At 56.9% G+C, this 21,611-nt stretch carries 21 protein-coding genes; 10 read left to right on the top strand and 11 right to left on the bottom strand.

All coding sequences use genetic code 11. The annotated features are described in order from the left end of the window. Positions 1-227: 227 nt before the first annotated feature. From AC2TE5_RS21110 to AC2TE5_RS21120, 3 genes are read left to right on the top strand one after another with little or no spacing between them, the layout of a single operon-like run. On the top strand, positions 228-1,250 hold the full coding sequence (locus AC2TE5_RS21110; RefSeq protein ID WP_029741379.1) for a hydrolase: 1,023 nt from the start codon (positions 228-230) through the stop codon (positions 1,248-1,250). Then, positions 1,247-1,465, top strand: a complete 219-nt coding sequence (locus tag AC2TE5_RS21115; protein ID WP_063144226.1) for a YheU family protein — start codon at positions 1,247-1,249, stop codon at positions 1,463-1,465. Before AC2TE5_RS21110 ends, AC2TE5_RS21115 begins: the two co-directional genes overlap by 4 nt. A 30-nt stretch (positions 1,466-1,495) precedes the next feature. Continuing rightward, complete coding sequence (locus AC2TE5_RS21120; protein ID WP_032662303.1) at positions 1,496-2,365, top strand: phosphoribulokinase; 870 nt, start codon at positions 1,496-1,498, stop codon at positions 2,363-2,365. A 66-nt stretch (positions 2,366-2,431) separates the two neighbouring features. Here the strand turns inward: AC2TE5_RS21120 and AC2TE5_RS21125 are convergent, their stop codons facing one another. Continuing rightward, positions 2,432-2,836, bottom strand: a complete 405-nt coding sequence (locus AC2TE5_RS21125; protein WP_008503018.1) for an OsmC family protein — start codon at positions 2,834-2,836, stop codon at positions 2,432-2,434. Between the two features lie 311 nt (positions 2,837-3,147). Here AC2TE5_RS21125 and crp point away from each other — a divergent pair, with 311 nt between their 5' ends. Both crp and AC2TE5_RS21135 read left to right on the top strand, forming a co-directional pair. Then, positions 3,148-3,780, top strand: coding sequence for a cAMP-activated global transcriptional regulator CRP (crp, locus tag AC2TE5_RS21130; protein ID WP_000242758.1), 633 nt, complete (start codon positions 3,148-3,150; stop codon positions 3,778-3,780). Positions 3,781-3,837: 57 nt separating this feature from the next. Next, positions 3,838-5,925, top strand: coding sequence for a YccS/YhfK family putative transporter (locus AC2TE5_RS21135; RefSeq protein WP_213329142.1), 2,088 nt, complete (start codon positions 3,838-3,840; stop codon positions 5,923-5,925). On the opposite strand, the gene argD is transcribed toward AC2TE5_RS21135, so the two are convergent. The 4 genes from argD to ppiA form a co-directional block, all read right to left on the bottom strand. Continuing rightward, on the bottom strand, positions 5,922-7,142 hold the full coding sequence (argD, locus tag AC2TE5_RS21140) for a bifunctional acetylornithine/succinyldiaminopimelate transaminase (RefSeq protein ID WP_484612303.1): 1,221 nt from the start codon (positions 7,140-7,142) through the stop codon (positions 5,922-5,924). The two genes, AC2TE5_RS21135 and argD, sit on opposite strands and share 4 nt — an antisense overlap. 86 nt (positions 7,143-7,228) lie before the next feature. Beyond that, entirely contained in the window at positions 7,229-7,792 is a 564-nt protein-coding gene (gene pabA / locus AC2TE5_RS21145; RefSeq protein ID WP_213329128.1) for an aminodeoxychorismate synthase component 2, read from the bottom strand. A gap of 30 nt (positions 7,793-7,822) precedes the next feature. Next, positions 7,823-8,407, bottom strand: coding sequence for a putative adenosine monophosphate-protein transferase Fic (locus AC2TE5_RS21150; protein WP_484612304.1), 585 nt, complete (start codon positions 8,405-8,407; stop codon positions 7,823-7,825). Positions 8,408-8,513: 106 nt separating this feature from the next. Further along, on the bottom strand, positions 8,514-9,086 hold the full coding sequence (gene ppiA / locus AC2TE5_RS21155; RefSeq protein ID WP_023309471.1) for a peptidylprolyl isomerase A: 573 nt from the start codon (positions 9,084-9,086) through the stop codon (positions 8,514-8,516). A 278-nt stretch (positions 9,087-9,364) separates the two neighbouring features. On the opposite strand from ppiA, the gene tsgA reads away from it, so the two are divergent. Further along, positions 9,365-10,549 (top strand): MFS transporter TsgA, encoded by a 1,185-nt coding sequence (gene tsgA / locus AC2TE5_RS21160; RefSeq protein WP_121426109.1) that lies wholly within the window; start codon positions 9,365-9,367, stop codon positions 10,547-10,549. A gap of 3 nt (positions 10,550-10,552) precedes the next feature. On the opposite strand, the gene AC2TE5_RS21165 is transcribed toward tsgA, so the two are convergent. Continuing rightward, positions 10,553-11,869, bottom strand: coding sequence for a cytosine deaminase (locus AC2TE5_RS21165; protein ID WP_484612305.1), 1,317 nt, complete (start codon positions 11,867-11,869; stop codon positions 10,553-10,555). Positions 11,870-12,108: 239 nt separating this feature from the next. Here AC2TE5_RS21165 and nirB point away from each other — a divergent pair, with 239 nt between their 5' ends. The 4 genes from nirB to AC2TE5_RS21185 all read left to right on the top strand — a co-directional run bounded on the left by nirB (position 12,109) and on the right by AC2TE5_RS21185 (position 16,773). Then, complete coding sequence (nirB, locus tag AC2TE5_RS21170; protein ID WP_484612306.1) at positions 12,109-14,652, top strand: nitrite reductase large subunit NirB; 2,544 nt, start codon at positions 12,109-12,111, stop codon at positions 14,650-14,652. Next, positions 14,649-14,975 carry a nitrite reductase small subunit NirD gene (nirD, locus tag AC2TE5_RS21175; RefSeq protein WP_029740471.1) on the top strand — a complete coding sequence of 109 codons (327 nt, stop codon included), beginning with the start codon at positions 14,649-14,651 and terminating at the stop codon, positions 14,973-14,975. Before nirB ends, nirD begins: the two co-directional genes overlap by 4 nt. 110 nt (positions 14,976-15,085) lie before the next feature. Beyond that, a complete protein-coding gene (gene cysG, locus AC2TE5_RS21180; protein WP_484612307.1) occupies positions 15,086-16,459 on the top strand; it encodes a siroheme synthase CysG in 1,374 nt (457 codons plus the stop codon). Positions 16,460-16,602: 143 nt separating this feature from the next. Then, positions 16,603-16,773, top strand: a complete 171-nt coding sequence (locus AC2TE5_RS21185) for a YhfL family protein (RefSeq protein ID WP_008503029.1) — start codon at positions 16,603-16,605, stop codon at positions 16,771-16,773. A gap of 144 nt (positions 16,774-16,917) precedes the next feature. On the opposite strand, the gene trpS is transcribed toward AC2TE5_RS21185, so the two are convergent. The 5 genes from trpS to damX form a co-directional block, all read right to left on the bottom strand. Further along, entirely contained in the window at positions 16,918-17,922 is a 1,005-nt protein-coding gene (gene trpS, locus AC2TE5_RS21190) for a tryptophan--tRNA ligase (RefSeq protein WP_010436358.1), read from the bottom strand. Next, complete coding sequence (gph, locus tag AC2TE5_RS21195) at positions 17,915-18,676, bottom strand: phosphoglycolate phosphatase (protein ID WP_121426114.1); 762 nt, start codon at positions 18,674-18,676, stop codon at positions 17,915-17,917. Before gph ends, trpS begins: the two co-directional genes overlap by 8 nt. After that, positions 18,669-19,346: a ribulose-phosphate 3-epimerase gene (rpe, locus tag AC2TE5_RS21200; RefSeq protein WP_024907923.1), complete on the bottom strand. Its 678-nt coding sequence runs from the start codon at positions 19,344-19,346 to the stop codon at positions 18,669-18,671. The genes gph and rpe overlap by 8 nt, the downstream gene beginning before the upstream one ends. A gap of 41 nt (positions 19,347-19,387) precedes the next feature. Beyond that, complete coding sequence (gene dam / locus AC2TE5_RS21205; RefSeq protein WP_023309480.1) at positions 19,388-20,200, bottom strand: adenine-specific DNA-methyltransferase; 813 nt, start codon at positions 20,198-20,200, stop codon at positions 19,388-19,390. 67 nt (positions 20,201-20,267) lie between these two features. Continuing rightward, positions 20,268-21,584 (bottom strand): cell division protein DamX, encoded by a 1,317-nt coding sequence (damX, locus tag AC2TE5_RS21210; protein WP_484612308.1) that lies wholly within the window; start codon positions 21,582-21,584, stop codon positions 20,268-20,270. Positions 21,585-21,611: the final 27 nt, after the last annotated feature.

Genomic DNA, 21,611 nt, shown 5'->3' on the forward strand with positions numbered 1-21,611 from the left:
ATTAACCTCCTGATTCAGCTAATCATTTTGATTTGCTTAACGTTGAGTAAAGTGTGCGCTCTGGTGAGAAAGGCATCAATTAAGCGTAGAGCGGAATCATTAGCCTGAGAGTAATAATCAAGGTAAAGATTTGTGATCGGGATCAGTTCATGTTTCGGAAAACCAGGCTAAACGGGGTACAATTCGGAAAGTACCGTAAATTTCTGACAAGAATCAGCATCGCCCTTATGACCCAAATCATTCCATCAGACTTCGACATTGCGGCCGAAGACAGCACCGAGTTCGTGCCCATGCGCGGCGTGGCTAACCCCCACCTGCAGACCATGCTGCCGCGACTGATCCGCCGCAAGGTTCAGTTCACCCCGCACTGGCAACGGCTTGACCTGCCAGACGGTGATTTTCTGGATCTCGCCTGGAGCGAAGCGCCGGAACAGGCCCGCCATAAGCCGCGTCTGGTGGTCTTTCACGGCCTGGAAGGCAGCCTGCACAGCCCGTATGCGCATGGATTAATTGAGGCGGCAAAAGCGCGCGGCTGGCTGGGCGTGGTGATGCATTTTCGCGGCTGCAGCGGCGAACCGAATCGTCAGAAACGCATTTATCACTCGGGTGAAACCGAAGACGGAACGTGGTTTTTACACTGGCTGCGGGACAACTTTGGCACCGTGCCAACCGCCGCGGTGGGCTACTCGCTGGGCGGAAATATGCTGGCCTGTCTGCTGGCCAAAGAGGGCGAAAGCGTACCGCTGGATGCCGCCGTCATTGTCTCCGCGCCGTTTATGCTGGAGCAGTGCAGCTACCACATGGATAAAGGCTTTTCCCGCGTCTATCAGCGCTACCTGCTCAACCTGCTGAAGGCCAACGCGGCGCGTAAGCTGAAGGCCTACCCGGATACCCTGCCGGTCAGCCTCCGCCAGCTGAAAAAGGTGCGCCGTATTCGCGAGTTCGACGACCTGATCACCGCGAAAATCCACGGCTTCGCCGATGCGATTGACTATTATCGTCAGTGTAGCGCCATGCCGCTGCTCAGCAAGATCACGCAGCCGACGCTGATTATTCATGCCAAAGATGACCCGTTTATGGATCATCATTCGATCCCCGCTCAGGAGTTTCTGCCCGACAACGTTCACTATCAGTTGACCGAGCACGGCGGCCACGTCGGGTTTATCGGCGGCACGCTGCGCCGCCCGAAAATGTGGCTTGAGGCGCGTATTCCTGACTGGCTAACTCCTTATCTGGACGGTGCAAAATGATTATTCCCTGGCAGGATCTGGCTCCCGAAACGCTCGATAATCTGATTGAAAGCTTTGTATTACGCGAAGGCACCGATTATGGTGAACAGGAACGCTCGCTTGAGCAAAAGGTCAACGATGTTAAGCGCCAGCTGAAAAGCGGCGACGTGCTGCTGGTGTGGTCAGAACTGCATGAGACGGTCAATATCATGCCCCGCAACGCGTTTCACGGCTGATCTTCCACCCTTTTCAGTCAGGGAGTTGCTATGTCTGCCAGACATCCGGTTATTGCCGTTACGGGGTCGAGTGGTGCGGGAACCACCACCACCAGCCTCGCATTTCGCAAGATTTTCGCCCAGCTGAATCTCCGTGCGGCGGAGGTCGAAGGCGATAGCTTTCACCGCTACACGCGCCCGGAAATGGACATGGCCATCCGTAAGGCGCGCGATTCGGGTAAACACATTAGCTACTTCGGCCCGGAAGCCAATGACTTCGGCCTGCTGGAACAAACCTTTATCGAGTACGGTCAGAGCGGCAAAGGGCAGTCCCGCAAGTATCTGCATACCTATGATGAAGCCGTTCCCTGGAATCAGGTGCCGGGAACCTTTACCCCGTGGCAACCGCTGCCGGAACCCACCGACGTCCTGTTTTACGAAGGATTGCACGGTGGCGTGGTCACCCCTCAACACGACGTGGCCCGCCACGTGGATCTGCTGGTCGGCGTGGTCCCTATCGTTAACCTGGAGTGGATCCAGAAGCTGACGCGTGACATGAGCGAGCGCGGCCATTCTCGCGAAGCGGTGATGGACTCCGTGGTGCGCTCCATGGAGGATTACATTAACTTCCTGACGCCGCAGTTTTCCCGCACCCATATCAACTTCCAGCGCGTGCCGACGGTGGATACCTCCAACCCGTTTGCCGCCAAAAGTATCCCGTCTCTGGATGAGAGCTTTGTGGTGATCCATTTCCGCAACCTCGACGGCATTGATTACCCCTGGCTGCTGGCCATGCTGCAGGGTTCGTTTATTTCGCACATGAATACGTTAGTGGTGCCGGGCGGAAAAATGGGGCTGGCGATGGAGCTCATCATGACGCCGCTGGTGGAGCGACTGATGGAAGGGAAGCAGATCGCGTGAACATGTTCCCTCTCCCTGTGGGAGAGGGTTAGGGTGAGGGCATCAACACGCACGATGCCCAAATAATTAGGCCTCGATCACTTCATACGAATGCGTGATTTTTACCGCTTTCTCCAGCATTAACGCCACAGAGCAGTACTTCTCCGCAGACAGGTCCACCGCACGCGAGACCGCCGCGTCTTTCAGCTCTTTACCGGTGACCACAAAGTGCAGGTTAATATGGGTGAACAGGCGTGGCGCCTCTTCGCGACGTTCTGACGTGAGTTTGACTTCACAATCCGTGACGTCATGACGACCTTTTTGCAGAATCGACACCACGTCAATTGCGCTGCATCCACCTGCCGCCATCAGCACCATTTCCATTGGGCTTGGCGCTTTATCGCCGGAGTTACCGTCCATCAAAATCTGGTGTCCTGACGCGGACTCGCCCAGGAACGTTAAACCTTCAACCCATTTCACGCGCGCTTGCATATTCTTAAACTCCAACGTTGCATTTTTGGTGACAGATTACGCGTGCGTTACATTTCTCGCAATGGAAGGCGACCTGCATCATGCTGAAGCGAGACACCAGGAGACACGCGGCGAAAGCTATGCTAAAACACTCTGGATGCTACAGTAATACATTGACGTTACACATGTATGCAGAGGACATCAAACTTTACTGGCTGCGAAACGTTACGGTAGCCGACTTCCCAGGGTATGGGTAAGAATTCGATTGCAACCCCAGAGTCCGGATGCATCTGATGACTCTGGTGACAGCTTATAACAGAGGATAACAGCGCATGGTGCTTGGCAAACCGCAAACAGACCCGACTCTCGAATGGTTCTTGTCTCATTGCCACATTCATAAGTACCCATCAAAGAGCACGCTGATTCACCAGGGTGAAAAAGCGGAAACGTTGTATTACATCGTTAAAGGCTCGGTGGCAGTGCTGATCAAAGATGAAGAAGGGAAAGAGATGATCCTTTCTTATCTGAACCAGGGCGATTTCATCGGTGAACTGGGCCTGTTTGAAGAGGGCCAGGAACGTAGCGCCTGGGTTCGTGCAAAGACAGCATGTGAAGTGGCTGAAATTTCTTACAAGAAGTTCCGTCAGCTGATTCAGGTTAACCCTGACATCCTGATGCGTCTTTCTTCCCAGATGGCGCGCCGTCTGCAGGTCACGTCAGAAAAAGTGGGTAACCTCGCCTTCCTGGACGTTACCGGCCGTATCGCACAAACCCTGCTGAACCTGGCGAAACAGCCAGACGCTATGACCCACCCGGACGGCATGCAAATTAAAATTACCCGTCAGGAAATTGGTCAGATCGTCGGTTGCTCCCGTGAAACAGTGGGCCGTATCCTGAAAATGCTGGAAGATCAAAACCTGATCTCCGCCCACGGTAAAACCATCGTGGTCTACGGAACGCGTTAATTCCGCTTAAACGGCGTGCCATCGCAAGGTGTCACGCCGTTTTTGTCTCTACTCCCCATGTGGCGCAGGCTGATCTATCACCCGGAAGTTAACTACGCACTGCGACAAACGCTGGTGTTGTGTCTTCCTGTGGCCATAGGTCTGATCCTCGGACATCTTCAGCAAGGCCTGCTGTTTTCCCTCGTGCCCGCCTGCTGCAACATTGCCGGTCTGGACACGCCGCATAAGCGCTTTTTCAAACGCCTGATTATCGGCGGCTGCCTGTTTGCGGGCTGTAGCCTCGCCGTACAGCTGTTACTGGCTCGTGATATCCCGCTGCCGCTGATCCTGACCGTGCTGGCGATGACCCTCGGCGTCACGGCGGAAATCAGTTCGCTGCACGCCCGCCTGCTTCCCGCCTCGCTGATTGCGGCCATTTTCACGCTGAGCCTCGCCGGGAATATGCCGGTGTGGGAGCCGCTGCTGATCTACGCCCTGGGGACATTGTGGTACGGGCTGTTTAACTGGTTCTGGTTCTGGCTGTGGCGCGAACAGCCGCTGCGTGAATCCCTGAGCCTGCTCTATGTGCAGCTTGCGGATTACTGCGAAGCCAAATACACCCTGCTCACCCAGCATACCGATCCGGAAAAGTCCTTACCGCCGCTGCTGACGCGCCAGCAGAAGGTGGTGGATCTGATTAGCCAGTGCTATCAGCAGCTGCATATGCTCGCCGCCAACAAGAACCACGAGTACAAACGGCTGCTGCGCACCTTCCAGGTCGGATTGGATCTGCAGGAGCATATCTCCGTTAGCCTGCACCACCCGCAGGAGGTGCAAAAGCTGGTCGAGCGCAGCCACGCCGAAGCGGTGATCCGCTGGAACGCGCAAACCGTGTCCGCACGCCTGCGGGTGCTGGCCGACGATATTCTCTACCACCGCTACCCGACGCGCTTTAACATGGATAAGCAGCTGGGCGCGCTGGAGAAAATCGCCCGTCAGCATCCGGATAACCCCGTCGGCCAGTTTGCCGCCTGGCACTTCAGCCGCATCGCCCGCGTGTTGCGCACGCAGCGCCCGCTTTATCCCCGCGACCTGATGGCGGATAAGCAGAAACGGCTTCCGCTATTGCCCGCCCTCAAAAGCTATCTTTCTCTTAAATCGTCCGCCCTGCGCAACGCCGCAAGGATTAGCGTTATGCTCAGTACCGCCAGCCTGATGGGCATGGCGCTGCACCTGCCGAAACCCTACTGGATCTTAATGACCGTGCTCTTTGTCACCCAGAACGGCTACGGTGCCACGCGGGTGCGTATTCTGCATCGGGCTGGCGGAACGATGGCCGGGCTGATCATTGCGGGCGTGACGCTGCACTTCCACGTGCCGGAAGGCTATACCCTGGCAGGCATGCTGGCGGTTACGCTGGTGAGCTACCTGATTATCCGCAAAAACTACGGCTGGGCGATGGTGGGCTTTACGGTGACGGCGGTATATACCCTGCAGCTGCTCACGCTCAATGGCGAACAGTTTATTGTCGCCAGGCTGATTGATACCCTGATCGGCTGTCTGATTGCCTTTGGCGGCATGGTCTGGCTGTGGCCGCAGTGGCAAAGCGGACTGCTGCGCCAGAACGCCCACGATGCCCTGGAAGCCGACCAGCAGGCCATTCGCCTGATCCTGAGCGACGACCCGCAGCCCTCCCCGCTGGCCTATCAGCGAATGAAGGTCAACCAGGCGCACAACGCCCTGTTTAACTCACTCAACCAGGCGATGCAGGAGCCGGGCTTTAACTCGCACTATCTTGCAGACATGAAGCTCTGGGTGACGCACAGCCAGTTTATCGTCGAGCACATTAACGCCATGACCACGCTGGCGCGCGAGCACACGATGCTGACGCCGGATCTGGCGCAGCGCTATTTGCAGTCGTGTGAAATTGCGCTGCAGCGCTGTCAGCAGCGTCTGGAGTATGACTCGCCGGGTGAGTCGGGAGATTCGAACATTCTGGAAGCGCCGGAGACGTTGACCCACGGGCCAATGAGCACGCTGGAGCAGCATTTGCAGCGCGTTCTCGGGCATCTGAACACCATGCACACCATTTCATCGGTGGCATGGCGTCAGCGTCCGCATCATGGCGTTTGGTTAACGCGCGTGTTAAAGCGGACGCCGTATTAGCCTTTTACGATCTTCGCGACCGCCGCGGCAAAGCGGGTTAACCCGTCCTCAATATCCCTGTCTTCCACCACCAGCGACGGCGCAAAGCGCATCACGTCCGGCCCGGCATTGAGCACCATCACCCCTTCGTGCGCGGCGGCGTGCAGGAAATCACGCGCGCGGCCCTTGTACTGCGGCTTCAGCTCGGCGCCAATCAACAGCCCCATCCCGCGGATTTCGCTGAACACGTCGTACTGCTCATCAATCTTTTGCAGGTGTTTTACGAACAGCTCGCGCTTCGCGCTCACGGCGTTCAACACCTCCGGCGTGTTGATAATGTCGAATGCGGCGCCCGCCACGGCGCTCGCCAGCGGGTTACCGCCGTAGGTAGAGCCGTGAGAGCCGACGTGGAACGCGGAGGCGATCTCCTGCGTCGTCAGTACCGCACTCACCGGGAAACCACCGCCGAGCGCTTTAGCGCTGGTCAGAATATCCGGCGTCACGCCGTAGTGCATATACGCGAACAGATCGCCGGTACGCCCCATCCCGCACTGCACTTCATCAAAGACCAGCAGCGCCTGATGTTCGTCGCACAGCGCGCGCAGCCCTTGCAGGAATTCCGGGGTTGCCGCGGTCACGCCGCCTTCACCCTGGATTGGCTCGACCACCACCGCGCAGGTATGGTCGTCCATCACCGCTTTCACCGCATGCAGATCGTTAAACGGCACGTGGACGATGTCGGCCGGCTTCGGGCCAAACCCGTCGGAATACTTCGGCTGGCCGCCAACGGAGACGGTAAAGAAGGAGCGTCCGTGGAAGGCATTGTGGAAGGCGATGATTTTGGTTTTGTACGGGCTGTGGCGCGTGGTGGCGTAGTAGCGCGCCAGCTTAAAAGCGGTTTCGTTAGCCTCGGTGCCGGAGTTCATAAACAGCACGCGCTCGGCGAAGGTGGCATCGATTATCTTACGTCCCAGGCGCAGCGCCGGTTCGTTGGTGAACACGTTGCTGGTGTGCCACAGGGTTTCGCCCTGGGTTTTCAGCGCCTCCACCAGCGCGGGATGGCAATGACCCAGCGCCGTGACCGCAATACCGCCCGCGAAATCCACATACTCTTTACCCTGCTGATCCCAGACGCGGCTGCCCTTTCCCTTCACCGGGATAAATTCAGCCGGTGCATAAATCGGCAGGATCACTTCATCAAATGTCGCGCGGGTAATTGCTGGTTGTTCAGTTGCCATGTCATGACCATCCATTTTATGTCACAGTGATTGTGAAAATATAATCACAAAATATGCATAAAAAATCACAACAAGGCAACAGATATTCAGCGATTGAGGAAATTTGCCAGCAGCGCGTGGCCCTGTTCGCTGAGGATGCTTTCCGGGTGGAACTGCACGCCTTCGAGGTCCCATTCGCGGTGACGAATCCCCATAATCTCCTGGGTATCGCTCCAGGCGGTCACCTCAAAGCAGGCGGGCAGCGTCGATGGGTCAATGACCAGAGAATGGTAGCGCGTCACGGTTAACGGGTTATTGAGCCCTGTAAATACCCCGGTGCCGGTGTGGGTGACCGGAGAGGTTTTACCATGCATCACTTTGGCGGCGCGCACGATGGTGGCACCAAACGCCTGGGCAATCGCCTGATGGCCCAGGCAGACGCCCAGGATCGGCAGCTTGCCGGCATAGTGCTGGATCACATCCAGAGAAATACCCGACTCCGACGGCGTACACGGCCCCGGAGAAATCACGATTTTCTGCGGAGCCAGCGTGTCGATATCGTCGAGATCGATCTCGTCGTTGCGGCGGACAACCACCTCTGCACCCAGTTCACAAAAATACTGGTAAAGGTTCCAGGTGAAGGAATCGTAGTTATCAATCAGCAGAATCATGGCGGCTCCCGAAAAAAATGCCGCCCTATTCTACTCAAATTCCCGCGCTTCGCTCACTACTTTGGCAAAGATAGCGTTTAACGCGGTTAAATCTCCCGTTGCGCCACTTCGGTTAGCCGCCACCCACTGCTCGGGATCGATATCACGCCAGTCCAGCGCGTAGCCCGCGTGAAGCGCCAGCTGCTCGAAGAAAACGCGCTGGGCAATACCGTTGCCGCGCATGAAGGGATGCAGCATGTTGATTTCGCAGTAATAGTGGCTAACCCGGTCAACAAACGCCGCTTTCTCAAGTCCCACAAGATACTTTTCGCTTTCCAGCGCCGCCATCAGCTCGTTGCCCATCTTCTCGATGTACTCAAAATGGCAGAAGGGAATATCCCCTTTAAAAATATCGTCGGTACGGAGCTCGCCTGCCCGCTTCATCTCGCTGCGGTACAAATGACGATGAATAAGGCACAGATGGGGCAACCCGGGCGCGGAAGGCCCAAGCTCCAGCGTCTCAATATGGGGTTCTGAGGGACCATTACCTTTTTCAAGGAGACAACTGGCCTGTAAATTGACGTTACGCTGCTGCTCCCAGAAACGGGATTTTTGCTTGTCGGTGAGTTTTTTCACTTAACGCCTCCCTGAATAGTCCGTTTGCCACAAGTATAAGCAGCAAAACGCGCTTTCGCAGGGAGGGCTAAATCACACGGGCGAGGATCGCCCGTATTTAAGAAGATTACGGCAGCACTTTCGCGGAGAGGATAACCACCGGTTTTGACGGCACATTCTGATACGGACCGACGTCGTGAGTAGGCACCTGAGAAATCTTGTCGGCCACGTCCATCCCTTTCACGATTTTACCGAAAACGGCATAGCCGAAGTCGCGCTGACCGTGGTCGAGGAAGGCGTTATCCGCCACGTTGAGGAAGAACTGGCTGGTCGCGCTGTCTTTATCCGCGGTACGCGCCATGGAGATGGTGCCGCGCTTGTTCAGCAGGCCGTTGTCCGCTTCGTTTTTAATAGGCGGGTTCGGCTGCTTCTGCTGCATCTGCTCGTTGAAGCCGCCGCCCTGCACCATAAAGCCCGGGATCACGCGGTGGAAGGTGGTGTTGTTATAGAAACCACTGTTCACATAGTCGAGGAAGTTTTTCACAGAAACCGGAGCTTTCTGGCTATTCAGTTCCAGCTCAATGTTCCCGGCGGAGGTGGTCAGCAGAACGTGAGGGTCCCCTTTGGCTGCCAGCGCAGCAGGGGAAACGGCAGAAAGAGCAAACACAGCTGCGACAGCCGCCAGTGTTGATTTGAGCATGAGAATTCCTTAACAAAGCGCAGTATAAAAAGCGAATGGCTTGATTCTAAAGAGCAGTATGAACGGAGACCAGCCTTTTACCTAATTTTACGAAATTGAAACAGTTGTAACCGCGCAAACGGTTGGCTTTAGCGCCTTTTTGTGTGATCGCGATCACACAAAACCATGTAATGAACTTCTAATTTCTCTTAAAAGATATGAATAGATCACTTTAATGTCTAAAATCTGCCCGCTCTCAGCGCCCCCTGGGCGCTTTTCTTTTTCTGAACAGGCCAGACATGACTAACAGCAATCGCATCAAGCTCACATGGATCAGCTTCTTCTCCTACGCCCTGACCGGCGCGTTGGTGATCGTCACCGGGATGGTGATGGGGAATATCGCAGACTACTTCCAGCTGCCCGTTTCCAGCATGAGTAATACCTTCACCTTCCTCAACGCAGGGATCCTGATCTCTATCTTCCTGAATGCCTGGCTGATGGAAATCGTCCCGCTGAAAACCCAGCTGCGTTTTGGCTTTGTGCTGATGGTCGCCGCCGTGGCGGGCCTGATGCTGAGCCACAGCATCGCGCTGTTCTCAGCCGCCATGTTCGTGCTCGGTCTGGTCAGCGGGATCACCATGTCGATCGGTACGTTCCTGATTACCCATATGTATGAAGGCCGCCAGCGCGGCGCGCGCCTGCTGTTTACCGACTCTTTCTTCAGCATGGCCGGTATGATTTTCCCGATGGTCGCGGCCGTTCTGCTGGCGCGCAGCATCGAGTGGTACTGGGTCTATGCCTGCATTGGTCTGGTCTATGTGGCGATCTTTATTCTGACCTTCGGCTGCGAATTCCCGGTGCTGGGCAAGAAAGCGCAAACCACCGCAGAGCCCGTTGCGAAAGAAAAGTGGGGCATCGGCGTGCTGTTCCTCTCCGTTGCCGCCCTGTGCTACATCCTGGGCCAGCTGGGCTTTATCTCCTGGGTACCGGAATACGCCAAAGGTCTGGGCATGAGCCTGAACGATGCGGGTCAACTGGTGAGCGATTTCTGGATGTCTTACATGTTCGGCATGTGGGCGTTTAGCTTCATCCTGCGCTTCTTCGACCTGCAGCGCATTCTGACCGTGCTGGCAGGTATGGCGACCGTACTGATGTACCTGTTCATCAACGGTTCACCGGAACATATGCCGTGGTTTATTCTGACTCTGGGCTTCTTCTCCAGCGCCATTTATACCTCGATCATCACCCTGGGCTCCCTGCAGACCAAAGTGGCCTCGCCGAAGCTGGTTAACTTCGTCCTGACCTGCGGCACCATCGGCACCATGCTGACCTTCGTGGTCACTGGCCCGATCGTGGCCCACAGCGGCCCGCTGGCGGCGCTGCACACCGCCAACGGTCTGTATGCCGTGGTGTTCATCATGTGCTTCATCCTGGGCTTCGTGACCCGCCACCGCCAGCACAACGCGGCAGCAGCGTCTCACTAACCCTTACGCCCCTTTGCGCTCTGCAGAGGGGCTGTTTCTGGCAAAGCTTACCTCTTCTCCCCCGACGTCCGTCTGGATCCACGTCTGCGCCAGCTGCGTCGTAGCGATCACCCGTCCCTGACGAATCGACCAGCGCACCGGCACCTGGCAGCGCACCGCTTCAAACCCGCTCTCCGCGGGCAGAATAATCAGGTTCGCCGGGTTCCCCGTCTTAATGCCGTAATCGCTCAGGCCAAAGGTCCGGGCGCTGTTATGGGTGATGAGATTCAGGCCGCTGTCGATTTGCGGATAGCCCATCATCTGGCAGACGTGCAGCCCCATATGCAGCACCTGCAGCATGTTGCCGGTGCCGAGCGGGTACCACGGGTCGAAGACGTCGTCGTGACCAAAGCAGACGTTAATGCCCGCTTCCTGGAGCTCTTTCACCCGGGTGATGCCGCGGCGTTTCGGGTAATCATCAAAGCGCCCCTGCAGGTGGATGTTCACCAGCGGGTTAGCGACGAAGTTAATCCCCGACATCTTCAGCAGGCGGAACAGGCGCGAGGTGTAAGCGCCGTTGTAGGAGTGCATGGCGGTGGTGTGGCTGGCCGTCACGCGCGTGCCGATACCTGCTTCATACGCCAGCGCGGCCACCGTCTCGACAAACCGCGACTGCTCGTCGTCGATTTCATCGCAGTGGATATCCAGCGGACGGTCATACTTCTTCGCCAGTTCAAAAGCGATATGCAGCGACTGCACGCCATACTCGCGGGTGAACTCAAAGTGTGGGATCGCCCCCACCACGTCGGCCCCCAGCTTTAACGCCTCTTCCAGCAGCGCCGCGCCGTTCGGGTAAGAGAGAATACCTTCCTGCGGGAACGCGACGATTTGCAGCGTCACCCACGGGGCAACCTCCTGCTTCACCTCCAGCATCGCCTTAAGGGCGGTAAGCGTCGGGTCGGAGACATCCACATGGGTGCGGACAAACTGGATGCCGTTGGCAATTTGCCACTTCAGCGTTTTCCAGGCGCGCGCTTTCACATCCTCATGACTGAGCAGCGCCTTGCGCTCCGCCCAGCGCTCAATGCCTTCGAACAGCGTGCCGGACTGGTTCCAGTTCGGCTCACCCGCGGTCTGGGTCGTATCAAGATGGATATGCGGCTCAATGAACGGCGGGATAGCAAGCCCGCCGCGCGCGTTCAATACTTCATAACTTTCGGCGTGGGTGTCGTCCATCGGGGTGATGTCACCAAATCGCCCGTTCTCAATGGCGAGTTGCCACAGCCCTTCCCGACCCGGTAAACGAACATTCTGAACAAGCCATAACGGTGTTGTAGACATACCCTTCCCCTAAAAAACGCCGCTGATATTCAGGCGTATCAATTTTGGCAAAACCGCCCCTGATTTGTACACAAATTCAACGGGCACGAAAAGCCTGCGATTTCCGCCACTTATAAAAATCCTGACAAATCAGTCGCATACCACCTAAGGAGTAGGCGAAGACGTATTTGATTTGCATCAATAAGCGCCCCTGCTGAATCGTTAAGGTAGGCAATAATAGAAAAGAAATCGAGGCAATAATGAGCAAAGTCAGACTCGCTATCATCGGTAACGGCATGGTCGGCCACCGCTTTATTGAGGATCTTCTCGATAAGGCCGATGCTGAGCAGTTCGATATTACCGTGTTCTGTGAAGAACCCCGCAAGGCGTACGACCGTGTGCACCTGTCTTCCTACTTCTCCCATCATACCGCCGAAGAGCTCTCTCTGGTGCGGGAAGGTTTCTACGAGAAGCATGGCGTAAAAGTGCTGGTGGGCGAACGCGCTATCACCATCAACCGTCAGGAAAAAGTGATCCACTCCAGCGCCGGGCGTACGGTTTTTTACGACAAGCTGATCATGGCGACGGGCTCCTATCCGTGGATCCCGCCGATCAAAGGCTCGGAAACTCAGGATTGCTTCGTCTACCGTACCATTGAAGACCTCAACGCCATTGAGTCCTGCGCGCGCCGAAGCAAACGCGGTGCGGTTGTCGGCGGCGGTCTGCTGGGCCTGGAAGCGGCTGGCGCACTGAAAAACCTCGGCGTTGAAACCCACGTCATCGAATTTGCCCCGATGCTGATGGCCGAACAGCTGGACCATATGGGCGGCGACCAGCTGCGTCGTAAAATCGAAAGCATGGGCGTGAAGGTTCACACCAGCAAGAACACCAAAGAGATCGTGCAGGAAGGGACTGAAGCGCGCAAAACCATGCGCTTTGCCGACGGCAGCGAGCTGGAAGTGGACTTTATCGTCTTCTCCACCGGTATTCGTCCGCGCGACAAGCTGGCGACCCAGTGCGGTCTGGCCGTGGCGCAGCGCGGCGGGATCATGATCAACGACGCCTGCCAGACCTCCGATCCGGATATCTACGCCATCGGCGAATGCGCCAGCTGGAACAACCGCGTATACGGCCTGGTGGCGCCGGGCTACAAAATGGCGCAGGTCGCCGTGGACCATATCCTCGGCAGCGAAAACGCGTTTACCGGTGCAGACATGAGCGCCAAGCTGAAGCTGCTGGGCGTGGACGTGGGCGGTATTGGCGATGCGCATGGCCGCACCCCGAATTCCCGCAGCTATGTCTATCTCGACGAAAGCAAAGAAGTCTACAAACGCCTCATCGTCAGCCAGGACAATAAAACCCTGCTCGGTGCGGTGCTGGTGGGCGACACCAGCGACTTCGGCAACCTGCTCCAGCTGGTGCTGAACGCCATCGAACTGCCGGAAAACCCGGACGCGCTGATCCTCCCGGCCCACGCGTCCAGCGGCAAACCGTCTATCGGCGTGGATAAACTGCCGGATAGCGCGCAGATTTGCTCCTGCTTCGACGTCACCAAAGGCATGCTGATCTCCGCCATCAACAAAGGCTGCCACACCGTTGCGGCCCTGAAAGCCGAAACCAAAGCCGGTACCGGCTGCGGCGGCTGTATTCCGCTGGTCACTCAGGTGCTGAACGCCGAGCTGGCGAAACAGGGCATCGAAGTGAACAACAACCTGTGCGAGCACTTCGCGTATTCTCGCCAGGAGCTGTACCACCTGATCCGCGTGGAGGGCATTAAGTCCTTCGACGAACTGCTAGCGAAGCACGGGCAGGGCTACGGCTGCGAAGTGTGTAAACCGACCGTCGGCTCCCTGCTGGCCTCCTGCTGGAACGAGTACGTGCTCAAGCCCGAGCATACGCCGCTGCAGGACACCAACGACAACTTCCTGGCCAACATCCAGAAAGACGGCACCTACTCCGTTATTCCACGTTCCGCCGGTGGCGAAATTACGCCGGAAGGGCTGGTGGCCGTGGGCCGTATTGCCCGTGAATTTAATCTGTACACCAAAATCACCGGCTCCCAGCGTATCGGCCTGTTTGGCGCGCAGAAAGACGACCTGCCGGAAATCTGGCGTCAGCTGATTGAAGCCGGCTTCGAAACCGGCCACGCGTACGCCAAAGCGCTGCGTATGGCGAAAACCTGCGTGGGCAGCACCTGGTGCCGCTACGGCGTCGGCGACAGCGTGGGCTTCGGCGTGGAGCTGGAGAACCGCTACAAAGGCATCCGCACTGCGCACAAAATGAAGTTCGGCGTCTCCGGCTGTACCCGCGAATGCGCGGAAGCGCAGGGTAAAGACGTGGGTATCATCGCCACCGAGAAAGGCTGGAACCTTTACGTCTGCGGCAACGGCGGGATGAAGCCACGCCATGCGGACCTGCTGGCGGCGGATCTCGATCGCGACACGCTGATTCAGTACCTCGACCGCTTCATGATGTTCTACATCCGTACCGCCGATAAGCTGACCCGTACCGCTTCCTGGCTCGATAATCTGGAAGGCGGCATCGATTACCTGAAATCGGTGATCATCGACGACAAGCTGGGTCTGAACGAACATCTGGAAGCCGAGATGGCGCGCCTTCGCGAGGCGGTGATCTGCGAGTGGACAGAAACCGTCAACACCCCGGCGGCGCAGACGCGCTTCAAACACTTTATCAACAGCACCCAGCGCGACCCGAACGTACAGGTTGTGCCGGAGCGTGAACAGCATCGTCCGGCAACGCCGTATGAACGTATTCCGGTCACGCTGGTGGAGGAAAACGCATGAGCCAGTGGATAAACATTTGCGATATTAACGACATCATCCCCGCCACCGGCGTGTGCGCGCTGCTGGGCAAAGAACAGGTCGCGATTTTCCGCCCTCGCCACGATGAACAGGTTTTTGCCATCAGCAATATCGACCCGTTCTTTGAGGCCAGCGTGCTCTCCCGCGGCTTGATTGCCGAACATCAGGGGGAGCTGTGGGTTGCCAGTCCGTTGAAAAAGCAGCGTTTCCGCTTAAGCGACGGTTACTGCATGGAAGATGAGAGTCATTCAGTGAAGCACTATGACGTTCGCGTGAAGGACGGCAAGGTGCAGCTGAAAGGCTAATCCCCCACCCTTTTAGGGATAACGGCAGGAAAGTCGTATGTTCTGTACGATCCCTGCTGTTATCCTGACGTCAATTCTTACCCCCTCCATGAATGCTGCGAGGTAACGTCGTGGATCACCTGCCAATTTTTTGTCAATTACGCAACCGCGACTGCCTGCTCGTGGGCGGCGGCGACGTGGCCGAACGCAAAGCGCGCCTGCTGTTAGAAGCTGGCGCCCGACTGACCGTTAACGCCCTCGCCTTTGCCCCACAGTTTGAGGTATGGGCCCAGGAAGGGATGCTCACGCTGGAACAGGGAGAGTTTGATGTCTCCCTGCTGGATACCTGCTGGCTGACCATTGCCGCAACGGATGACGATGAAGTGAACCAGCGCGTCAGCGACGCCTGCGAAGCGCGCCGAATTTTCTGCAACGTGGTGGATGCGCCGAAAGAGGCCAGTTTTATCATGCCGTCGATTATCGACCGCTCGCCGCTGATGATTGCGGTGTCGTCCGGCGGACGCTCGCCGGTTCTCGCCCGCCTGCTGCGGGAAAAGCTGGAAGCCCTGTTGCCCCAGCATCTTGGTCAGATTGCCCATTACGCCGGGCAGCTGCGTTCACGCGTGAAGCAAACCTTCACGACCGTGGGCGAGCGCCGTCGCTTCTGGGAAAAATTCTTTGTGAACGACAGGCTGGCGCAGTCGCTGGCCAATCAGGACACCAAAGCCGTTGAAGAGACGACCGAACGGCTCCTGAGCGAGCCGCTGGACCATCGCGGCGAAGTGGTGCTGGTCGGGGCCGGGCCGGGAGATGCGGGCCTGCTGACGCTGAAAGGACTGCAGCAGATCCAGCAGGCCGATATCGTGGTTTACGATCGCCTGGTTTCCGATGACATCATGAACCTGGTGCGCCGCGACGCCGACCGCGTATTCGTCGGCAAACGGGCGGGCTACCACTGCGTGCCGCAGGAGGAGATTAACCAGATCCTCCTGCGCGAGGCGCAGAAAGGTAAGCGAGTGGTGCGTCTTAAGGGCGGCGATCCGTTTATCTTTGGGCGCGGCGGCGAGGAGCTGGAAACCCTGTGTGACGCGGGCATTCCGTTCTCTGTCGTGCCGGGCATTACGGCGGCATCCGGGTGTTCAGCCTACTCTGGCATTCCGCTGACCCACCGCGACTACGCCCAGAGCGTGCGTCTGGTGACGGGCCACCTGAAAACCGGCAGCGAGCTGGACTGGCATAACCTGGCCGCCGAAAAGCAGACGCTGGTGTTCTACATGGGGTTGAACCAGGCCGCGACCATCCAGGCGAAGCTGCTGGAGCACGGCATGGAGGCAGATATGCCGGTCGCGCTGGTGGAAAACGGCACCGCCATTACGCAGCGCGTGGTGAATGGCGTACTGACGCAGCTCGGCGAGCTGGCGCAGCAGGTTGAAAGCCCGGCGCTGATTGTGGTGGGTCGTGTGGTTGAACTGCGCGACAAGCTGAACTGGTTCTCGAATCACTAACGCATATTCTTCCTTTCCGGAGTAGTCCTTAAGCGGACTACTCCCCTCTTACCGCTGTCGATAACATACCGCCCCGAAGTGGAACTTTTCCCTTTATTCCCTTGAGTTACATCCAATTTTCGTTTTTAAGACAAGGAATGCGTATGTTCAAACTGGCAAAAGCCGCCGTTCTGGTTGGCCTGTTATCGACTCTGACTGCCTGCACCGGTCACGTACAGAACACCAAAAATAACTGCAGTTATGATTACCTGCTGCACCCGGCGATCTCCATTTCGAAGATCATCGGCGGTTGCGGCCCGGCGGCGCAGCAGTAAGCGATTTTCAGGCGTAAAAAAACCGGGGCTTTCCCGGTTTTTTTGTTGGTGCGGAGCGGTTTCTTTGTCGGGTGGCGCTAACGCTTACCCGACCTACACTGTCCGTAGGCCGGGTAAGGCGAAGCCGCCACCCGGCAAGCAGACTTACGGCTTCGCGACAAACCCAATCGCTTCATACACCGCTTTCAGGGTTTCGGACGCGCGCGCGCTGGCTTTTTCTGCGCCGTCTTTCATCACCTTCTGCAGGAAAGCTTCGTCATTGCGATAGCGGTTATAGCGCTCCTGAAGCTCGGTCAGCATCCCGGAAACGGCGTCTGCCACTTCACCTTTCAGGTGGCCGTACATTTTGCCTTCGAAGTGCTGCTCCAGCTCAGGAATGCTCTGGCCGGTCACGCCGGAGAGGATATCCAGCAGGTTGGAGACGCCCGCTTTGTTCTGCACGTCGTAGCGCACAACAGGCGGCTCGTCGGAGTCGGTGACCGCGCGCTTGAGCTTTTTGACGACGGATTTCGGATCTTCCAGCAGGCCAATAACGTTGTTGCGGTTATCGTCAGACTTGGACATCTTCTTGGTCGGCTCCAGCAGCGACATCACGCGCGCGCCGGATTTTGGAATAAACGGCTCTGGCACTTTGAACACATCGCCGTAAATCGCGTTAAAGCGCTGGGCGATATCGCGGCTCAGCTCCAGATGCTGCTTCTGGTCTTCACCCACCGGCACCTGGTTGGTTTGATACAGCAGGATGTCCGCCGCCATCAGCACCGGATAGTCGAACAGGCCGGCGTTGATGTTTTCAGAGTAGCGCGCGGATTTATCCTTGAACTGGGTCATGCGGCTCAGCTCGCCGAAATAGGTGTAGCAGTTCAGCGCCCAGCCCAGCTGCGCGTGCTCTGGCACGTGAGACTGAACGAAGATGGTGCTTTTCTCAGGATCGATGCCGCAGGCCAGGTACAGCGCCAGCGTATCCAGGGTGGCTTTACGCAGCTTCTCAGGATCCTGACGCGCGGTAATCGCGTGGAGATCGACGATGCAGTAAATGCAATGGTAGTCATCCTGCATGCTGACCCACTGACGTAACGCACCCATGTAGTTACCAATGGTCAATTCACCTGAAGGCTGTGCGCCACTAAAAACGATGGGCTTAGTCATTATTCAATTCCTGATGTTCACTGTGCGAAAGCCCGAGTGCGGGCAACAAATCTTTGAAGTGGTCGAAGACCACATCCGGCTCACTTAGCGTGATGGCCTCACCGTAGTTGTAGCCATAGGTTAATCCGACGGAAGGACACCCTGCCGCTCGGGCAGCCAGAATATCATTGCGCGAATCCCCGACAAAGAGCAGCTCCGCAGGCGTTAAGGATAATTTTCCTGCCACCAGCAACAGCGGTTCCGGATGCGGCTTTTTGTTCTGCACGTCATCGCCGCCCACAATCACGGAGAAGTACTTCGCGATATCCAGCGCTTCCAGCAGAGGCGCAACGAACGGGGTTGGCTTGTTGGTCACCAGCCCCAGCGGGAGGCCCTTCGCGTGCAGCGCGCTCAGCGTTTCCTGAACGTCCGGGAACAGGAAGCTGCCCTCCTCGACGGTCTCTTCGTAGAAACGATCGAACAGTTTACGCAGAATACGCAGCTGCTCGTCCTTAGGGATATCAGCGTGATCCACGCTCGGTTTACCCTGCGCGGAACGCTGCGACGCGCGCTCCTGGCGAGCCCACGTCAACGCGCGCTCCATCAGAACATCGGCACCGTTGCCAATCCACGTCACTACGCGCTCTTCGCCCGCAACGGGCAGTTCAAGAGCGTACAACGCCTGGTCTACGGCGCTCGTTAAGCCCGGCGCGCTGTCGACCAGCGTGCCGTCGAGGTCGAATGCCACACCCCGAATTGCCTGCAATTTATCCATGACTTACCTTCGCCAGCTCACGGCGCATTTCATCAATGACTTTTTTGTAATCCGGCTGGTCGAAAATTGCCGAACCTGCAACGAACATATCCGCGCCCGCTGCCGCAATTTCACCAATGTTATTCACTTTCACCCCGCCGTCCACTTCCAGACGAATATCGTAACCTGACTCATCAATACGACGGCGCACTTCACGCAGCTTATCCAGCGTGTGGGGGATAAACGACTGACCGCCAAAGCCTGGGTTCACGGACATCAGCAGGATCACGTCCAGCTTGTCCATGACATAGTCGAGATAGCTCAGCGGCGTGGCCGGGTTAAACACCAGCCCTGCTTTACAGCCGTTCTCTTTGATCAGCTGCAGCGTGCGGTCTACGTGTTCAGAGGCTTCCGGATGGAAAGTGATGATACTGGCACCCGCTGCGGCGAAGTCAGGCACGATGCGATCGACAGGCTTCACCATCAGGTGAACGTCGATCGGCGCGGTAATGCCATAGTTACGCAATGCCTTAAGCACCATTGGGCCAATGGTCAGATTCGGGACGTAGTGGTTGTCCATAACGTCGAAATGGACGACATCTGCGCCAGCCGCGAGAGCTTTGGCGGTGTCTTCACCCAGGCGGGCAAAATCGGCCGACAGAATTGAGGGAGCAATCAAAAACTGTTTCATCCGCTTCTCCTTGAAATGTGTTTACCGGCGGGCAAAACGGCTCAGGGGCGATAAAGAGCCAGAAGTTCGTCCACCTTTTTACGTGTGCCGCCGTTGCTGCTAATGCTACGCCGCACTTTGACCTGAAAATGCTTCGCGGCTTTGTACCATTCGCGCGTATCAGGGGTATCGTGATTCGAAATTAACACCGGAATTCTTTTGCTGACCAGCTTTTCCGCCATCTCAGCCAGACGAGCCTGTTCGGCCGGGCTGAAGCTGTTGGTGTGATAAGCGGTGAAATTCGCCGTTGCAGACAGAGGTGCGTAAGGCGGGTCACAGTAAACCACCGAGTTTACGCCTGCCAGTTCCATACACTCTTCATAAGAGAGGCAATGAAACTCTGCGTTCTGCGCTTTTTCGGCAAAGTGATACAGCTCGTCCTGCGGAAAATACGGGCGTTTATAGCGACCAAACGGCACGTTAAACTCCCCACGCAGGTTATACCGGCACAGGCCGTTGTAACCGTGTCGGTTGAGATAGAGGAACAGCAGCGCTCTGCGGAACGGATCCTGACTCTGATTAAACTCAGTGCGGAACTGGTAGTAAACGTCCGGGTGATTATTCTCCGGCGTAAACAGCTTGCGCGCCTCTGCGACATACTCTTCGGTACGCAGCTTAACGATGTTATAGAGGCTGATAAGGTCGTTGTTGATATCCGCCAGGATATAACGAGAAAAATCGGTGTTGAGGAACACCGATCCTGCGCCCACGAAAGGCTCGATAAGACACTCGCCTTTAGGCAGGTGCTTTTTAATATCATCGAGCAGGGGGTATTTCCCCCCTGCCCATTTCAGAAAAGCGCGATTTTTTTTCATGCTGACTAACTGATTACACCTTCTCCGGCTGTGGAGAAAGCTCCGACAGCATCCTGCGCTTTAAACATTACTTCAGATCGGCCTGAACCTGATGAATCGGCTTAGCCCACGGATTTTTCGCCTGAACATCCGCTGGCAGTGCCGCCACGGCACGTTTCGCTTCATCTTTAGACGTATAAACACCGCTGACCAGCACGTACCACGGTTGACCGTTACGGGTCGTCTGATAAACAACGTAGTTTTTCAGATTTGATTTCTTCGCCCAGCTGTTGAGGTTGTCATAGTTAGACGAACTGCTCAGCTGCAGCGTGTAGTTGCTGGATGGCGCAGACTTCAGCGAACCAACGTTACCTGCCGTTTTGCCTGCGGCGCTGCTGGAGGCTGTTGCCGTGGCTGCTGGAGCTGTTGCTGCAGGCGCAGCTGTGGCAGCCGGTGCCGTTGTGGTCGCCGTTGCTTTCGGCGCAGTCTGCGTGACTGGCGCTTTAGCAGGCTCGCTCGCCGCAGCCGTTTCGGTGTGTTTCGGCTGTGCCGGTACGGATTTCACTTCAGGCGCTTTGACGACTGCCTGAGGTTTGGTTTCACGCTTAGGCTCAATCACCGCCTGCTTACGTTCAGGACGTGTCGCAGTTTGCGTCTGGCGCGGTTTGGTTTCCGTCGCAGCCGTTTGCGGCTGAGCATTACCACCGCGAATCGGGGCAACGGTTGCCGGCTCGGTTGGCAGCGTGGAGTTAACCACGACGTTATCAACCTGCTGCTGGTTCTGCGGCTGCGTCAGCGCATTGTTCAGGTCACCCTGAACTTCTACGCGCTGCTGGCCTTCAGGCGTAGCAGGTGCCTGACCCTGAGCAGGGGTTGAAGAAACGGGAGGCAGAGAAACATCCTGCGGCGCGGTGGTGTTACCTGCGGTCTGCTCTGCGGAAGTCGCACCCGGTGCAGGCTGTGCGCCATTCGCCTGATTGGTCGCATCGTTACCGGACAGGTTGATGCTCTTCTCAGCGGAAGCAGTTTGCTCGGTTGAGTTCGTTGACGGTGCTTTAAGCGCGGAGCCAATGCCGACAATCAGCAGCACAAGCACCAGAACGCCAAGGCCCATCATAATGTACTGGCGGGACGCCGGTTTAGGCGCAGCGGCTTTTTTACGTTTACGCGGGCGACGCTCTACAGGCTGTTCGTCCATTGAATCTTCTTCGGACTCATAATCCTCTTCTGCTCGCTCTTCGTGCGCGTTGCGGCTGCGCGAAGGGCGACGATCGTCTGCATCCAGATCAACATCGTCAAAGTTGATCTGCGGCTCGTTATCACGTTCTGAAGATTGACGAGAACGACCAGTACGACGATCGCTGGGATCGGGTTTCAGCTCGTCTTCTGGTTTGAATTCATCCATTTAACACCCCACTCAAAGGCTTATGCT

Source organism: Enterobacter sp. N5-15, from assembly GCF_057221635.1.

Bases quoted from the DNA above. Each gene is read 5' to 3' on its own strand.
- AC2TE5_RS21165 (WP_484612305.1), bottom strand. From the start codon at position 11,869: ATGTCTACAACACCGTTATGGCTTGTTCAGAATGTTCGTTTACCGGGT.
- AC2TE5_RS21115 (WP_063144226.1), top strand. From the start codon at position 1,247: ATGATTATTCCCTGGCAGGATCTGGCTCCCGAAACGCTCGATAATCTG.
- nirD (WP_029740471.1), top strand. From the start codon at position 14,649: ATGAGCCAGTGGATAAACATTTGCGATATTAACGACATCATCCCCGCC.
- argD (WP_484612303.1), bottom strand. From the start codon at position 7,142: ATGGCAACTGAACAACCAGCAATTACCCGCGCGACATTTGATGAAGTG.
- pabA (WP_213329128.1), bottom strand. From the start codon at position 7,792: ATGATTCTGCTGATTGATAACTACGATTCCTTCACCTGGAACCTTTAC.
- tsgA (WP_121426109.1), top strand. From the start codon at position 9,365: ATGACTAACAGCAATCGCATCAAGCTCACATGGATCAGCTTCTTCTCC.
- damX (WP_484612308.1), bottom strand. From the start codon at position 21,584: ATGGATGAATTCAAACCAGAAGACGAGCTGAAACCCGATCCCAGCGAT.
- AC2TE5_RS21185 (WP_008503029.1), top strand. From the start codon at position 16,603: ATGTTCAAACTGGCAAAAGCCGCCGTTCTGGTTGGCCTGTTATCGACT.
- rpe (WP_024907923.1), bottom strand. From the start codon at position 19,346: ATGAAACAGTTTTTGATTGCTCCCTCAATTCTGTCGGCCGATTTTGCC.
- AC2TE5_RS21125 (WP_008503018.1), bottom strand. From the start codon at position 2,836: ATGCAAGCGCGCGTGAAATGGGTTGAAGGTTTAACGTTCCTGGGCGAG.
- nirB (WP_484612306.1), top strand. From the start codon at position 12,109: ATGAGCAAAGTCAGACTCGCTATCATCGGTAACGGCATGGTCGGCCAC.
- ppiA (WP_023309471.1), bottom strand. From the start codon at position 9,086: ATGCTCAAATCAACACTGGCGGCTGTCGCAGCTGTGTTTGCTCTTTCT.
- trpS (WP_010436358.1), bottom strand. From the start codon at position 17,922: ATGACTAAGCCCATCGTTTTTAGTGGCGCACAGCCTTCAGGTGAATTG.
- gph (WP_121426114.1), bottom strand. From the start codon at position 18,676: ATGGATAAATTGCAGGCAATTCGGGGTGTGGCATTCGACCTCGACGGC.
- AC2TE5_RS21120 (WP_032662303.1), top strand. From the start codon at position 1,496: ATGTCTGCCAGACATCCGGTTATTGCCGTTACGGGGTCGAGTGGTGCG.
- crp (WP_000242758.1), top strand. From the start codon at position 3,148: ATGGTGCTTGGCAAACCGCAAACAGACCCGACTCTCGAATGGTTCTTG.
- AC2TE5_RS21135 (WP_213329142.1), top strand. From the start codon at position 3,838: ATGTGGCGCAGGCTGATCTATCACCCGGAAGTTAACTACGCACTGCGA.
- dam (WP_023309480.1), bottom strand. From the start codon at position 20,200: ATGAAAAAAAATCGCGCTTTTCTGAAATGGGCAGGGGGGAAATACCCC.
- AC2TE5_RS21110 (WP_029741379.1), top strand. From the start codon at position 228: ATGACCCAAATCATTCCATCAGACTTCGACATTGCGGCCGAAGACAGC.